At 65.7% G+C, this 14520-nt stretch carries 13 protein-coding genes and 1 tRNA gene; 9 read left to right on the top strand and 5 right to left on the bottom strand.

Going from position 1 to position 14520, the window contains the following annotated elements; genetic code table 11:
* Window positions 1–60 precede the first annotated feature (60 nt).
* Both EOD43_RS13700 and mfd read left to right on the top strand, forming a co-directional pair.
* Window positions 61–324: an FAD assembly factor SdhE gene (locus EOD43_RS13700; protein ID WP_127744397.1), complete on the top strand. Its 264-nt coding sequence runs from the start codon at window positions 61–63 to the stop codon at window positions 322–324.
* An 8-nt stretch (window positions 325–332) separates the two neighbouring features.
* Window positions 333–3797, top strand: coding sequence for a transcription-repair coupling factor (mfd, locus tag EOD43_RS13705; protein WP_127744398.1), 3465 nt, complete (start codon window positions 333–335; stop codon window positions 3795–3797).
* Between the two features lie 162 nt (window positions 3798–3959).
* Here the strand turns inward: mfd and EOD43_RS13710 are convergent, their stop codons facing one another.
* Window positions 3960–5045 (bottom strand): NADH:flavin oxidoreductase, encoded by a 1086-nt coding sequence (locus tag EOD43_RS13710; protein ID WP_127744399.1) that lies wholly within the window; start codon window positions 5043–5045, stop codon window positions 3960–3962.
* A 51-nt stretch (window positions 5046–5096) separates the two neighbouring features.
* Window positions 5097–7190 (bottom strand): putative bifunctional diguanylate cyclase/phosphodiesterase, encoded by a 2094-nt coding sequence (locus EOD43_RS13715; protein ID WP_240653189.1) that lies wholly within the window; start codon window positions 7188–7190, stop codon window positions 5097–5099.
* 130 nt (window positions 7191–7320) lie between these two features.
* Here EOD43_RS13715 and moaA point away from each other — a divergent pair, with 130 nt between their 5' ends.
* From moaA to EOD43_RS13735, 4 genes are all read left to right on the top strand, one after another.
* On the top strand, window positions 7321–8337 hold the full coding sequence (moaA, locus tag EOD43_RS13720; RefSeq protein WP_240653190.1) for a GTP 3',8-cyclase MoaA: 1017 nt from the start codon (window positions 7321–7323) through the stop codon (window positions 8335–8337).
* A 22-nt stretch (window positions 8338–8359) separates the two neighbouring features.
* Window positions 8360–9133 (top strand): NAD kinase, encoded by a 774-nt coding sequence (locus tag EOD43_RS13725; protein ID WP_127744400.1) that lies wholly within the window; start codon window positions 8360–8362, stop codon window positions 9131–9133.
* Window positions 9134–9212: 79 nt separating this feature from the next.
* Window positions 9213–9287, top strand: a tRNA-Asn gene (locus EOD43_RS13730).
* Window positions 9288–9363: 76 nt separating this feature from the next.
* Entirely contained in the window at window positions 9364–9591 is a 228-nt protein-coding gene (locus EOD43_RS13735; RefSeq protein ID WP_127744401.1) for a hypothetical protein, read from the top strand.
* Window positions 9592–9594: 3 nt separating this feature from the next.
* On the opposite strand, the gene EOD43_RS13740 is transcribed toward EOD43_RS13735, so the two are convergent.
* Window positions 9595–9894 carry a Rap1a/Tai family immunity protein gene (locus EOD43_RS13740; protein WP_164857228.1) on the bottom strand — a complete coding sequence of 100 codons (300 nt, stop codon included), beginning with the start codon at window positions 9892–9894 and terminating at the stop codon, window positions 9595–9597.
* Window positions 9895–10021: 127 nt separating this feature from the next.
* Between EOD43_RS13740 and EOD43_RS13745 the strand changes: the two genes are divergently transcribed.
* On the top strand, window positions 10022–10705 hold the full coding sequence (locus EOD43_RS13745) for a DUF2490 domain-containing protein (RefSeq protein ID WP_240653191.1): 684 nt from the start codon (window positions 10022–10024) through the stop codon (window positions 10703–10705).
* A gap of 3 nt (window positions 10706–10708) precedes the next feature.
* Here the strand turns inward: EOD43_RS13745 and EOD43_RS13750 are convergent, their stop codons facing one another.
* Window positions 10709–12427 carry an N-acyl-D-amino-acid deacylase family protein gene (locus EOD43_RS13750; protein ID WP_127744403.1) on the bottom strand — a complete coding sequence of 573 codons (1719 nt, stop codon included), beginning with the start codon at window positions 12425–12427 and terminating at the stop codon, window positions 10709–10711.
* A gap of 121 nt (window positions 12428–12548) precedes the next feature.
* On the opposite strand from EOD43_RS13750, the gene kdsA reads away from it, so the two are divergent.
* Window positions 12549–13397 (top strand): 3-deoxy-8-phosphooctulonate synthase, encoded by an 849-nt coding sequence (gene kdsA, locus EOD43_RS13755; RefSeq protein WP_127744404.1) that lies wholly within the window; start codon window positions 12549–12551, stop codon window positions 13395–13397.
* Between the two features lie 66 nt (window positions 13398–13463).
* On the top strand, window positions 13464–13898 hold the full coding sequence (locus EOD43_RS13760) for an MAPEG family protein (RefSeq protein WP_127744405.1): 435 nt from the start codon (window positions 13464–13466) through the stop codon (window positions 13896–13898).
* Here EOD43_RS13760 and EOD43_RS13765 read toward each other — a convergent pair.
* Complete coding sequence (locus EOD43_RS13765) at window positions 13895–14452, bottom strand: hypothetical protein (RefSeq protein WP_127744406.1); 558 nt, start codon at window positions 14450–14452, stop codon at window positions 13895–13897. The genes EOD43_RS13760 and EOD43_RS13765 overlap by 4 nt on opposite strands.
* Window positions 14453–14520: the final 68 nt, after the last annotated feature.

Genomic DNA, 14520 nt, shown 5'->3' on the forward strand with positions numbered 1-14520 from the left:
CATATCGTTCTGCCGACGGGCTTCGCAATCGCCCGTGGGCTCATAATCTATTGGAGCATCATGGACCGCGACGCCCGCATCAAGCGCCTGCAATTCCGCGCCTGGCATCGCGGGACGCGCGAAGCCGATTACATGATGGGCTGCTATTTCGATCGGCTCCACCAGGGTTGGGACGAAGAATCGCTTAGCTGGTTCGAAGCGCTGCTGGGTCAGGAGGATCCCGACATCCTCGGCTGGGCGATGGGATCGATCCCGGTGCCGCCCGAATGGCAGGGGCCGATGATGGAGCGGATGCAGCGGCTGGATTACATCAAGATCAACTGACCTGAAGAATGACCGACCTCCAGCGCATCCTCAAAGCCTCCGACCCGCTGACGCTCGCGCGAGCGCCGGCAGGGTTCCAGCCGTGGCTGCTCGCCGATCTGGCGCGCGCGGCGGCGACAAACGGCGGCCGCGTAATCTTCGTCGCGGCGGACGATCAGGCGATGCATGCGGTGGCCGATGCGGCGAGTTACTTCGCGCCCGAACTGTCGGTGCTGCACCTGCCGGCATGGGACTGCCTGCCGTATGATCGGGCCAGCCCCGCGCTGAAAGCGACGACCGATCGGCTCGCCGCGCTCCACGCCTTGCAATCCAAGCCCAAGGGACCAGTGCTGATCGCGACGACGATCAACGCCGTCACCCAGCGCACCCTAACCCCCTTCCGCATCCGCCAGCTGGTCGCACGGTTAGCGCCCGGCGAGCGGATCGATCGCGACAAGCTGGCGGCGCTGCTGCAGGCGAACGGCTATGTCCGCGCGGACACCGTTACCGATCCGGGCGAATATGCGGTGCGCGGCGGGCTGGTCGATCTCTATCCGTCGGGCGAACCCGCCGCGTTGCGCCTCGATTTCTTCGGCGACGAGATCGAAAGCGTCCGCCAGTTTGACCCCGCCGATCAGCGCACGATCGGCCGCATCGACGGCTTCACCCTGCTCCCCGCCTCCGAAGCGTTACTCGACGAAGAGACAATCAAGCGTTTCCGTGGCCGCTATCGCGAACGCTTCGGCGCGACTGCGACCGGCGATCCGCTCTATCAGGCGGTGTCCGAAGGCCGCCGCCTCGCGGGCATGGACCATTGGCTCCCGCTGTTCGAGGATCGGCTGACCACCATCTTCGATCACCTCGCGCCTGAAGACCTCGTCATCCGCGAAGGCGGCAGCGTGAAGGCGGCCGAGGATCGGTTCGAGGCGATCACCGATTATCATGCCAATCGCGTGCGGGCGCAGTCGAAGGAGCCGGGCAGCTATCGCCCGCTCGATCCCAACGAACTCTATCTGACCTCGGCCGAATGGGAAGCCGCGGTCGCGGACAAGCCCGTCCACCTCGTCACCTCGTTCGACGAACCGGAGAGCGACCGCGTCATCGACATGGCGGCCGAAGCTGCACGCGACTTCGCACCAGAACGCCAGCAGGGCGTCAACATCTACGACGCGGTCGTCGAGCATGTGGAACAGCTGGGCAAGGCGAAGAAGAAGGTCGTCCTCGCCAGCTATTCGATCGGCGCGCGCGAACGCTTTGCGGGGCTGCTCAAGGATCACGGCCTCGATCGCGTGCCCTTCGCCGACAATTGGCAGGAGGCGCTGGGCCTCGCCAATGGTGGCGGCGCGGCCTTGGTCGTGGTGCCGCTCGATCACGGCTTCACCAGCGGCGATGTCGCGCTGCTCACCGAGCAGGACATGCTCGGCGACCGCCTCGTCCGGCGGCAGAAGCGCAAGAAATCGGCCGACGCCTTCCTGCAGGAACTGGCCACGCTCAGCCCCGGCGACCTTGTCGTCCACATGGAACACGGCATCGGCCGCTATGAGGGGCTGACGTCGATCCCGGTCAGCAAGGCGCCGCACGACTGCGTCGCGCTGACCTATGCCGGCGGCGACAAGCTCTACGTCCCCGTCGAAAGCCTCGACGTACTCAGCCGCTATGGCGCGGAGAGCGAGGGCGTCGCGCTCGACAAACTCGGCGGCGTCGCGTGGCAGCAGCGCCGCGCGCGGATGAAGGAGCGGATCCGCGAAATTGCGGGCGAGCTGATCAAGACCGCCGCCGAACGCGCGCTCCGCCCCGCCGAAGTCGCACAGCCCGAGCAGGAGTATAACGAGTTCGTCGATCGCTTCCCCTATCAGGAGACCGACGATCAGGATCGCGCGATCGCCGACGTGATCGACGATCTGGGTTCGGGTACGCCGATGGACCGCCTCGTCTGCGGCGACGTGGGCTTCGGCAAGACCGAGGTTGCCTTGCGCGCCGCCTTCGTCGCGGCAATGGCGGGGATGCAGGTGGCGATCGTGTGCCCGACCACGCTGCTCGCGCGGCAGCATCACCAGAATTTCGTCGATCGCTTCCGCGGCTTCCCGGTCAATGTCGGCCGCCTCAGCCGCCTTGTCCCCGCCGGTGAGGCGAAGCAGGTCAAGGACGGGCTCTCATCGGGCACGATCGACATCGTCGTGGGCACCCACGCGCTGCTCGCCAAGGGGATCGAGTTCAAGCGGCTCGGCCTCGTCATCGTCGATGAGGAACAGCGTTTCGGCGTGACCCACAAGGAACGGCTGAAGGCGCTCAAGACCGACGTCCACATGCTGACGCTGACCGCGACGCCGATCCCGCGCACGCTCCAGATGGCGATGTCGGGCCTGCGCGAATTGTCGGTGATCCAGACCCCGCCGGTCGATCGCCTGGCCGTGCGTACCTATGTGGCGCCTTGGGATGGCGTGGTGGTGCGCGAGGCGCTGTTGCGCGAACATTATCGCGGCGGGCAGAGCTTCCTCGTCACTCCGCGCGTCAAGGATCTGCCCGATCTCGAGGACTATCTCCGCAAGGAAGTGCCCGAGGTGAAGTACGTCATCGCGCACGGCCAGATGGCGCCGAGCGAGGTCGAGGAACGGATGTCGGCCTTCTACGACAAGAAGTTCGACGTGCTGGTATCGACCACGATCGTCGAAAGCGGGCTCGACATCCCGTCCGCCAACACCCTGATCGTTAATCGCGCGGATAAATTCGGCCTGGCGCAGCTATACCAGCTGCGCGGGCGCGTCGGCCGATCAAAGACGCGCGCCTACGCTTACCTGACGACCAGCGACCGGCGGATCACGGACACGGCCGAGAAGCGGCTGCACATCCTCCAGAATCTCGACACTTTGGGCGCCGGCTTCCAGCTGGCGACCCACGATCTCGACATTCGTGGTGCTGGCAATCTGCTGGGCGACGAGCAATCGGGCCATATCAAGGAAGTCGGCTTCGAACTCTACCAGTCGATGCTGGAGGAGGCGATCCTGGAGGCCAAGGCCGGCGGCCTGGCCGAGGAGAAGCGCGAGGCGTTCACCCCGCAGATCACCGTCGACGCGCCGATCCTGATCCCCGACGATTATGTGCCCGATCTCGATCTGCGCATGGGCCTCTATCGCCGCATGAACGAGGCCGAGAACAGGCAGGAGATCGAGGCCTTCGCCGCCGAGATGATCGACCGTTTCGGCCCGCTGCCCGAACCGACGCAGAACCTGCTGAGCGTGATCGAGGCCAAGCTCAACTGCCGCAAGGCGTGCGTTGCGAAGCTCGACGTCGGCCCGCGCGGCGCGCTCGTCACCTTCCACAACGACAATTTCCCCGATCTGCCGGGACTGCTCGCCTATGTCGACCGGCTGAAGGAGGTCGCCAGGCTGCGTCCTGACAGCAAGCTCGTCATCAACCGCGGCTGGCCGGACCCCAAGGCCCGCCTCCACGGCGCGCTGCAGCTGTCGCGCGGATTGGCGAAGATCCTTTCCTAGATCCTCCCCGGCAGGGGGAGGTGGCGCCGAAGGCGACGGAGGGGGCTGGCCACAGGCGAAACCGCCCAGCCTCTCGCCCCCTCCACCGCTTCGCGGTCCCCCTCCCCGTGCCGGGGAGGATCGGTGCAGAAAAGTTTCCTATAGGAAACTTTCCAACACGCCTCACGCCGCCGTCGTCAGGAAACCCGGAAAGCTCGTCGTCAGATAATCGAGGAAGGCGGGGCTGACGCCCTCGCCCGGCATGCGCGTGCGGTCGATCGGGGGTGGGTCCATCGCGAAGGCGCGGTTGGTGTCGACGCGATCGGCGAAATCGTGGTTCACGATCGCCGCGCGACCGATCAGCACGAAATCCGATCCCGCATCGAGGCACGCCTGCGCAGCTGCGCCCGACCGCACCTGCCCGGCCACGCCGATCGCGGTGTTGTGGCGATCGAAGTCTAGGAACCAGCTGAGCAGCGGGCGACCCTTGAACGCCTCCTCCTCGGGATCCTTGAACGCATCCCACAGCGACATGTCGATATAATCGAGCTGATCCTCTGCGCAGAGCTGTTCGCACAGCGTGCGCACCTCGGCCATCTGCATCCCCATCCGCTCGGCCGACAGGCGCAGGCCCAGCGTGAAGTGATCGCCGCAGCGCGCGCGAACTCCCGCGATGATCTCCCGGATGATGCGCGCGCGGTTCTCCAGAGAGCCGCCATAACGATCCTCGCGCCGGTTCATCTCGGCGCTCAGGAAGGCGCACAGGATGTAGGTATGTGCGCCGTGCAGCTCGACGCCGTCGAAGCCCGCCTGCTGCGCCCGCTCGGCCGCGCGGACGAACGCCTCGACCATCGCCTCGACCTCGTCGATCGTCATCGCCCGCGCACCGCTGACCGCGTCCTCCGACGGCCCGATCGGCTGTTCGCCGGTCAGCCCCGCATTGGTCCGCAGGCCGGCGTGATACAGCTGCACATAGGCCAGCGCCCCATCGGTCTTGATCGCGCTCGCCAGCCGCGTGAGGCCCGGCAGGCACTTGTCGTCATGGATGCCCAGCTGCCCCTGAAAGCCCTTGCCGTTCCACAGGACGAAGGCGGCCGCCGTCATCACCGCGCCGAAACCGCCCTTTGCGCGCATGACGAGCCAGTCATGCTCCTCCTGCGACAAAGTGCCGTCCTCATGGCTTTGCCAGTTGGTGAGCGGTGCCAGCATGAAGCGGTTTTTCATCGCGGTGCCCCGCGTGAAGCGCAGCGGCGCGAACAGATCCGACATCCCAATCTCCCTTTTGCCCATTTCAAGCAGCGGGCGGGAGAAAGGTCAATTTCAGGCGGCCGGGGACGCCTCCGAACGCTCGCCCTGGAGCAGGCCGATCAGCGCCTCACTGTCGACGGCGCGCGAACACAGGAAGCCCTGATAATAATTGCAGCCCTCGCGTGCGAGCAGGCCCAATTGGGCAGTCGTCTCCACACCCTCCGCGACGACCGCGAGGCCCAGCGAACGCGCCATATCGATCACGCCGCGCACCACGATGCGATCGCGGGTCGACCCCGAAATGTCAGCGGCGAGCGCCTTGTCGATCTTGAGATAATCGAGCGGCAAGGCCTTGAGATAAGCGAGGCTCGAATAGCCCGTGCCGAAATCGTCGATCGCGACGCGCAGCCCGGCGCCGCGCAGATCGCTGAGGATCACCGCCGCGTTCGACAGATCTTCGATCAGCCCGCTTTCGGTGACTTCGACGGTCAGCCGCTGGCGCGGGAAGCCGACCGCGTCGACGCGCGCGAGGAATTCGGCGACAAAATTGGGCGACGTGATGTCCGACGCGGTAACGTTCAGCGACAGGCGCAGATGCGACAGCCCCAGCGGCCATCGCGCCGCCAGTTCGAGCGCGCGACGCTGCACATGCGCCGAAAGCTGGGTCACATAGTCCGATCGCGCGGCCGCATCGAACAGGGTCTCCGCACCCAGTTCGCCAAGCGTCGGATGCCGCCAGCGCGCCAGCGCCTCGACCCCCACGATCTCGCCAGTGCCGATCTTGACCTGCGGCTGGAACAGCACGTCGATCTCGCGATCGTGCAGCGCGCGGCGAAGGTCGATCTCCAGCTGGCTGCGGCGATGCGACTCCGCTTCCTGGCTGGCATCGAGCATATGGACGCCCTGATCGCCATGCTTGGCCGCTGCGAGCGCCGCGCCCGCACGCTGGAACAGCGAAGCGACCGGCTCGCTCCGATCGGGCTCCGCCGCCGCCACGCCGACGCGACAGCTGAGCGGGATCAGCCGCTCGGCCGAGACAAAGGGACGGCATACCGCGTCCACCAACCGCTGCGCGATCAGTTCGGCCTTTTCGGGCGCCAGCGACGATCCGATCGCGATCGCGAATTCCGAACCGGCGGTGCGCGCGATCAGCACGCGCTCCTGCCCCGCCTGCCCCATGATCCGCTCGATCCGCTTGGCGACGCCCTGCAGCACCGCATCGCCCGCCACGCGCCCAAAGGCGGCGTTGACCAGCCCGAAGCGGCTGATGCCCAGCAGCATCAAGGTCGCGCGCGGCTCCGGCCCCTCGCCGTTCGTCAGGCGTTCGGCCAGGAAGGCGCGCACCGTATCGGCATTGGCGAGACCGGTCAGCGGATCACTGGGCCCGGCCGGCACCTCGCCCTCGCCGCGCGATCCCTCGACCCAGCCGATCACGACGCCGCGATCGTCATCGAAATGGATATGGTGCGCCAGCCGCTCGCCGCGCCCGCCCACGCCATGCGCGAAGGCGCCCGCGCGGCCATTGGCCAGCAACTTGCTGAGCGCCTCGTTCGCCGCGCGCCGCCCCGCCTTGTCGATCCCGGCCAGCAGGCGCCAGATATGCACATCACGCTCGGCCAGCCCGATCCGCTCGGCAAAGGCCGAACTCAGCTGCACCGATCGATCGCCGGGCCGCCATGTCCAGGCTTCGGTTTCCGCCAGCCGCAGCCGCGCCCGTTCGGATGCCGATTTGCCGCCGCCTGCCACCCGCTCGACGAAGCGATCGGTCATGCGCAGCATGTTGACGAGCGCGTCCTGCCCGAACGGGCTGATCAGATAATGGGTAACGCCCGCCTCGATGAAGCGATCGAGCACGGCAAGATCGCCCTGTGATATGAGCACCAGCAGCGCCGAACCGGTCGACGCGATCGGCAGCGACAGCGCCTCGCACGCCGCCAGCCCTTCGCGCGGGGCGCCACGCGCATCGACCACGGCGATCGCGGCACCCGATCCGATGAAGCGGCGTTCGATCATGTCCGGACGACGGGCGGCGACGACCGAGCGGCCCGATTTGCGGATCAGCGCGGCCAATTCGTCACGTTGCCGGAACGATAACAGGAAAAGCGGCAGAAATCCGCCACCGGCCACTTCGTCGGCCGTCCCGTTAAGCCCAGCGACATTCACCATCGGTTCAGCGTTTACCTTGAAGTGAAGCCTCGGCCAATCGCAAAGCTTCGGCAATGTAAGTAATATGGATAAGCTTTAGGACGATGGCCGCCCCCTTGCGGGGATGGCCCCGAACGAATAGCTCTCCAGCATGGAAATGCGTCCCGTCACGGCGTCTCCGCGACTGACCGACCGACTCGGCCGGCGGATCAGCTATCTGCGCCTGTCCGTGACCGATCGATGCGATCTGCGCTGCCGCTATTGCATGGCGGAAGATATGCGCTTCCTGCCCAATGGCGATCTGCTGACGATCGACGAACTGGCGACTTTGTCCGAAGCCTTCATCCGCCGCGGGGTCCGCAAGATCCGGCTGACGGGCGGCGAGCCGCTGGTCCGGCGCGGGATCGATGATCTGGCGCGTGCGATCGGCCGCCATATCGGCCACGGCCTCGACGAACTGACGATCACCACCAACGGCACCCTGCTCGATAGCCATGCCGAGGCGCTGGCGGCGGCGGGGGTGCGGCGGATCAACGTCAGCCTCGACAGCCGCGATCCGGAACGTTTCCGCACGATCACGCGCCGGGGCGATCTGGCCGATGTCCTGCGCGGCCTCGACGCCGCCAAAGCCGCCGGCCTTGCGATCAAGATCAACATGGTCGCGCTGAAGGGCGTGAACGAGGACGAGATCGAACCCATGCTGCGCTGGTGCGCCGAACAGGGTTTCGACATGACCCTGATCGAAACGATGCCGCTGGGTGAGGTCGACGAGGATCGCGTCGACCGTTTCCTGCCGCTCGATCATGTCCGCACGGATCTGGAGAGCCGCTACACGCTCGCCCCGCTCGCGCACCGCACCGGCGGGCCGGCGCGCTATTCGCAGGTCGAGGAACTGGGCGTGCGGATCGGCTTCATCACCCCGATGACGGCCAATTTCTGCGACGGCTGCAATCGCGTGCGCGTGACCGCCGCTGGCGAGATATTCCCCTGCCTGGGCCATGAGGACGCGATCGACCTGCGCGCAGCGCTGCGATCCGGACAGGCTGAGGCGATCGACGCCGCGCTCGACGAGGCGATGGCGATCAAGCCCGAGCGCCACCATTTCCGTATCGCCGAACGCAGCGCGGCCCCCACGGTGCGCCGCCATATGAGCGTGACCGGCGGATGACCCCTTTCGAGAGCCATATAATATGACCGACCGCCGGATGGCGCTCGTCGCCTCCCCCACGCCGCAGGCGAAGGCTGCGGCCGATGCCCTGCGCGAGCTTTACGAATGGCACCCGATCGATCGGGCCGAACTGGTCGTGGCGCTGGGCGGTGACGGCTTTCTGCTGCGCACGCTCCATTCGATGCTCGATCGGCACCGCGTGCTTCCCGTGTTCGGCATGAACCTAGGCACCGTCGGCTTCCTGATGAACGAATGGAAGCCCGACCTGCTGGAACTGCGCCTGCAGCATGCCAAGACGATCACCGTCCTGCCGCTGCGCATGGATGCGGTGACGATGGACGGCGAACAGATATCGATCCCCGCGATCAACGAAGTGTCGCTGCTGCGCGAAACCCGCGAAACCGCGAAGCTCGAGGTGATGGTCGACGGCCGCGTCGTCCTGCCCGAACTGGTATGCGACGGCGTGCTGGTCGCCACCCCCGCCGGATCGACCGCCTATAACCTGTCGGCGCAGGGGCCGATCCTGCCGCTCGATTCCTCGCTGCTCGCGCTCACCCCGATCAGCCCGTTCCGCCCACGCCGCTGGCGCGGGGCAATTCTGCCGAATCGTACCAAGGTGACGTTCCGCGTGCTCGATTCGGGCAAAAGATCGGTCAGCGCGGTCGCCGATCAGCACGAAGTACGCGACGTTGAAAGCGTGACGATCTCGATCGACCGCACCAGCCCGCTGACGCTGCTTTTCGACCCCGAACACGCGCTCGACGACCGCATCGCGGCCGAGCAGTTTGCGACATAAAAAATACGCAAACAGACGGGTTGCAACTTTCCGCAACCCGCTGCTATAGGCGCGCCTCGCCTTCGGGCGGTACCGGCATTCCCTGATAGCTCAGCGGTAGAGCAATCGACTGTTAATCGATCGGTCGTAGGTTCGAATCCTACTCAGGGAGCCACCGGACATCTTCTGAAAGACCGAAGAACCACGGCTTTGCTGCGAAGCAGGCCAAATGCTCGGTGCGTCCAGACCCAATGACCGTCACCCAACTTCAGGCTCTGCTGATCACGCGGCTGGTCCGTGCGCATGGCGGCGAAGCGCGCATCTGGCGCCAGGCGCTTGGGCCGATCCGGCACTATGATGTCGCCACGCATCCGCACTGCAACTGGATGGTCGCGCCATCGGGTTCGGCCCGTCAGAACAGCGCCATCGAGGAATTGTGCGACAGCGTGCGCGCCGAGCATCCGATCGTGATGCGCTGAAGCCTATTCCGGGCAGGGATAAGCGCGTTGCAGCGCGTAGATCGACAGGCTCGATGCCGTCATGTGCCGCTCGGCCGGCACGCTTGCGATGAAGCCGCTGACGGCGCCGACAATCTGATCCATCGTCGCGTTTTCGGGGATGCAGAGCAGAGCCCCGCCTGCCGACTGCGCGATCGTCGTGGTCGCATCGATCACGCCGTGCACATAAGCCTCACATCGCGCCCGGCGACTGTCCTTGGCCTGACAATCGTCCAGCAACGCGCCGCCCGTCAGGACGATCGCCCCCAATACCCCAGTTATCATTGCAATCCCCCTCGACCAACGACTTGGCCGAAGCCTTCTTAAGCTTCGATGCACTTTCGCACATTTCGTGCGCCCGATGCCCGTTCAACATGATGGTAATTTGTTGACGAACCCCTAGAAGCGCCGCGTGTCTTTCCGCCTGCGTCCCATCCTGTTCACCTCGCTGCTTCTGATCGCGTCGCCGGCGGCGGCGCGGCTGGAGGACGAACAGTTCTGGCTGCAGATCAACAGCACGGTGCCGGTGAACGATCAGTTTCGGGTCACGCTGGAACAGATCGGCCGCATCGGCGATCGGCAGAATGGCCTTTACGAGACCGAAGTCGGCGTCCTGTTCCGATACCGGCTGTCGAAGCATATCGAGCTTGGCGGCGGCTATCGCCACGTCAACGCGTTCAACGGCAACCGCGCGTCCGACGAGGATCGTTTCCGTCAGCACATCATCGGCACATGGGGGCCGGTGCTGGTCCGTTTTCGCGTGGACGATCGCCTCAATCCGCGCGGGAACGAGATCGGCTTCCGCATCCGCCCGCTCGTCCGCGTCAATCAGAAGCTCAACAATCGCGGGCTTTCGGCCTTCGTGATGCACGAGACCTTCTACCTCGCCAACACAACCGACTGGGGCCAGCGCCGCGGATTCGAGCGGATGCGCAACGCCGTCGGGCTGAACGTGCCCGTCTCGAAGCGGATCAACGCCGATATCGGCTATCTCAACCAATATCGGTTCGCGCGCTTCGGCGCGCAGGCGCAGATGGCCCACGCGCTCAGCATTCAGCTCAACATCAACCTGCCCCGACTGCGCCTGGGCAAATAAGGGTCAGGCCGGTTCGGCCTGCCGCCCGCGCACCAGCCGGCCCGGAAGCGCATCGGTGGGCTGGCCATTCTCCGCAATCACCTGACCCGCGACGATCGTGGCGATGAAGCCATCCGCCGTCTGGTTGAGACGGCGCCCGCCCCCCGGCAGATCCTCGATGATCGTGGGGACGTGCAGCTTCACCGCCGCATGATCGATTACGTTGAGATCGGCCTTGTAGCCCGGCTTGACGAGACCACGATCGAGCAGGCCGGCGACCTTCGCAGGCTTGGCGGCCAGCGCCTGCACCGCCTCGGCGATGCCGATCCGCGTGCCTTCGCGATCACGGGTCCAGTGCTGCAGCATGAAGGTCGGGTAGCTCGCGTCGCAGACCATGCCGTAATGCGCGCCGCCATCGCCCAGGCCCAGCACCATATCCTTGCGGTGCATCAGTTCGCCGACCAGATCGAGCGAGTTGTTGTGGAAATTGCCCATCGCCAGCATCATCATCGCGTGGCCATTATCGTCGAGCAGGCGATCATAGGCCTCATCTTCGGGCGAGACGCCGCGTGCCTTGGCGCGGGCAAGGATGCTGTTCTCACGGCCCGGCTCGTAATCGGCATCCTTGCCGAACGGGAATATCCATTCCCAGTTGCGCGCCTTCTCGGTCAGCGGATGGCCCTGCCCCGGTTCTTCGGAGATGATCTTCGCCTTGACCTCGGGCTTCTTCATCTCGGCGACGCGCTCGGCCAGCGGCAGGTGCGCGATCTTCTGATAGCTGGGGCACAGCACGAATGGGTTGGCGGTGAGTTCGAGGCCGATCACCAGCCCGATCGGGCGCGGATAGATTTGCGCGGTGACATGGCCGCCCGCCGCATTGCTCTTTTCGACCAGCTCGACCGCCTGCGGCCAGATTTGCGGCCCCGAATTGCCGACACCCATCGTGAAGGTGATCGGCAGTTTCTTCTCCTCGGCGATGTCGAAGATCGGCCCGAGGATCTTGGCATAGCCCTCCCGCGGCACGTCCGGCACGAACTGGAGCAGGCCGCCGCCGGCGTCGTTGAGGCCATCGGCGATCGCGGCAATCTCCTCCTCGGCGATGCCGTAGGTCGGGATCGCCTCGCCCTTGCCGGTCTTGTGCATCATCAGGCGCGAGGAGGCGAAGCCGAGCGCGCCGGCCTCCATCGCTTCCTTGGCAAGCGCGCGCATCTTCGCGCGGTCCTCGCTTGTCGAAGGCTCGCGCTCCACGCCGCGCTTGCCCATCACATAGACGCGCAGCGGGCTGTGCGGCAGGAAGGCGGCGACGTCGATATCGCGCTTCCGGCTGTCGAGCGCGTCGAGATATTCGGGGAAGGTTTCCCAGTCCCACGGCAGGCCGGCGGCCATCACCGCGCCGGGAATATCCTCCACCCCCTCCATCACGTCGATCAGGGCATCATGGTCCTGCGGGCGGCACGGCGCGAAGCCGACGCCGCAATTGCCCATGACGACGGTGGTGACACCGTGGCTGGACGACGGGCTCATCCGATCGGACCAGATAGCCTGCCCGTCATAATGCGTATGAATGTCGACGAAGCCGGGCGTGACGAGCTTGCCCTTGGCATCGATCTCGCGCGTGGCCGAACCCTCGACCGTGCCGACAGCAGCGATGCGGCCACCTTCGATCGCGACATCGCCGACGAAGGGCGCGCCGCCCGTCCCGTCCACGATCGTCCCGCCCCGGATCACCAGATCATATGCCATCGCCAACCATCCTCGCTTAATTCGCCTTTTCGACGAACTGTTCGGTTCGGATTATGCGACCCCCAACCTATCGCACGCAAGCGACATTGCTTTTGCGATCGCGCCAAGGCTAGGCGGAGGCATGAACGCATCCTTCCCCTTCGCCGGCCGCCAGATCGGCCTCGACCACCCCATCTTCCTGATCGCCGGCCCCTGCGTGATCGAAAGCGAGGCAATGGCGTTGGCGACAGCTGAGCGGCTGAAAGCCATCGGCGAACGACTGGGCGTGCTGATCGTCTATAAAAGCTCGTTCGACAAAGCGAACCGCAGCGCAGGCTCATCCTTCCGCGGGCCGGGACTCGACGAAGGGCTGCGCATCCTCGCCAAGGTGCGCGCCGAACTGGAGATGCCCGTCCTCACCGACGTGCACGAACCGCATCAGGTGAAGCCGGTCGCCGAGGTCGTCGACATGCTCCAGACCCCCGCCTTCCTCGCGCGCCAGACCGACCTGATCGAGGCCGTCGCGACCTGCGGCAAGCCGGTGAACGTCAAGAAGGGCCAGTTCATGGCGCCGGGCGACATGAAGCACGTCATCGCCAAGGGCCGCGAGGCCGCTGCGACGGCGGGCCTGCCCGATCCGCAGTTGATGGTGTGCGATCGCGGCGCGAGCTTTGGCTACAACAACCTCGTCTCCGACATGCGCGGCCTCGCGATCATGCGCGATACGGGCTGCCCGGTGATGTTCGACGCGACCCATTCGGTCCAGCTTCCGGGTGGCCAGGGCACCACCAGCGGCGGCCAGCGCGAGTTCGTCCCCGTCCTCGCCCGTGCGGCGGTGGCCGTGGGAATTGCCGGGCTGTTCATGGAAACCCACCCCGACCCGGCCAATGCCAAGTCCGACGGCCCGAATGCGGTGCCGCTGGACGAGTTCGAGACGCTGGTCGGCGGGCTGGTGAAGCTCGACAGCTTCGTGAAGGGCAACCTCCTCTAACCGCCCCCTTCCCGTCGTGTTGAAACAGGTTCAGCATGACGGCGAGAAACGGGAGGAGAATAGAGGATGCACACGCCGATCCTGCGCGCGGTGATCGCGCTGGTGCTGTGGACCTTCGTGATGTGGGCATGGCTCTACGCCACCCGCATTCCGGCGATGACCAGGCTCAAGCTGACCTACGATCCGCGCAAGCCGGGTAGCGAGTTCGTCGATCGCTTCCCACCCGAGGTCCGCTGGAAGGCGGACAATTACAATCATCTCCACGAACAACCGACGATCTTCTACGCAGTCGCGATCACGCTCGCGATCTTGGGCGCGGGCGGCGGGCTGAATGCGCTGCTGGCGTGGATCTATGTCGCGCTGCGGGTCGCGCACAGCCTTGTGCAGGCGACCGTTAACGCCGTGATGCTGCGCTTCAGCATCTTCATGGTCGCGTCGCTGGTGCTGCTGTGGCTGACGATCAACGCCGCGCTGATCGTCTTTTCGGGGCCGGCGGCCTAGAAGCGGTAGCCGGCCGAGAAGGTCAGCATCGGGCGATAATCGTTGCTGCGTCCGCCGGTGGGCGCACGCATGTCCATCGGCGTGCTGAGCAGGGTGGAGCCGTCCGAAATCCGGGCGCTGCGCGATTGGCGCACCATCCCGATATCGCCGCCGATGGTAAGGCCGGGTGCGGCCTCCGCGCCATAGCCCACCGCCATCATCGGCGCATATTGCTGGGTCGAGACTTCATCACCGAAGGCCGAACGCAACAGCTGGCGGTTACCATCCTCGCGAAAACCGGCGGTCATCCGCCAGCCCTCGCCCAAGGGCACGTCCCCGGTCAGCGCATAGCCCGTCAGCCGCTGGCGATCGTCGCCATCCTCGGCGGCTGCAGCGGGCGCGGCGGTGGTCACGCGCACCATGATCGCCTGCGGCCGGCTCCAGCGACCGGGATGGAAGGCGGCGCGATCGTCATGCGCGACGGCGCCAAGCTGCAGTTCGAGACGCGCGGCCGATGCCGGCCCCGCGAGAACCACCGCACAAAGCAACGCCGAAACAAGCCGACCCAAAGCCATATACGCCACCACAAAGGAGATAGCGCAAAGCTAAGCATGGCCCGCAAAGATATGGTTAATGAACAAGT

Origin of the sequence: Sphingomonas crocodyli, from assembly GCF_004005865.1 — a bacterium.
In the GTDB taxonomy this organism is placed as follows: Bacteria; Pseudomonadota; Alphaproteobacteria; order Sphingomonadales; family Sphingomonadaceae; genus Rhizorhabdus; species Rhizorhabdus crocodyli.

What these genes read in the sequence shown, in the direction of transcription:
- EOD43_RS13700 (WP_127744397.1), top strand. Translation starts at nt 61, where the DNA reads ATGGACCGCGACGCCCGCATCAAGCGCCTGCAATTCCGCGCCTGGCAT.
- mfd (WP_127744398.1), top strand. Translation starts at nt 333, where the DNA reads ATGACCGACCTCCAGCGCATCCTCAAAGCCTCCGACCCGCTGACGCTC.
- EOD43_RS13710 (WP_127744399.1), bottom strand. Translation starts at nt 5,045, where the DNA reads ATGTCGGATCTGTTCGCGCCGCTGCGCTTCACGCGGGGCACCGCGATG.
- EOD43_RS13715 (WP_240653189.1), bottom strand. Translation starts at nt 7,190, where the DNA reads ATGGTGAATGTCGCTGGGCTTAACGGGACGGCCGACGAAGTGGCCGGT.
- moaA (WP_240653190.1), top strand. Translation starts at nt 7,321, where the DNA reads ATGGAAATGCGTCCCGTCACGGCGTCTCCGCGACTGACCGACCGACTC.
- EOD43_RS13725 (WP_127744400.1), top strand. Translation starts at nt 8,360, where the DNA reads ATGACCGACCGCCGGATGGCGCTCGTCGCCTCCCCCACGCCGCAGGCG.
- EOD43_RS13735 (WP_127744401.1), top strand. Translation starts at nt 9,364, where the DNA reads ATGACCGTCACCCAACTTCAGGCTCTGCTGATCACGCGGCTGGTCCGT.
- EOD43_RS13740 (WP_164857228.1), bottom strand. Translation starts at nt 9,894, where the DNA reads ATGATAACTGGGGTATTGGGGGCGATCGTCCTGACGGGCGGCGCGTTG.
- EOD43_RS13750 (WP_127744403.1), bottom strand. Translation starts at nt 12,427, where the DNA reads ATGGCATATGATCTGGTGATCCGGGGCGGGACGATCGTGGACGGGACG.
- kdsA (WP_127744404.1), top strand. Translation starts at nt 12,549, where the DNA reads ATGAACGCATCCTTCCCCTTCGCCGGCCGCCAGATCGGCCTCGACCAC.
- EOD43_RS13760 (WP_127744405.1), top strand. Translation starts at nt 13,464, where the DNA reads ATGCACACGCCGATCCTGCGCGCGGTGATCGCGCTGGTGCTGTGGACC.
- EOD43_RS13765 (WP_127744406.1), bottom strand. Translation starts at nt 14,452, where the DNA reads ATGGCTTTGGGTCGGCTTGTTTCGGCGTTGCTTTGTGCGGTGGTTCTC.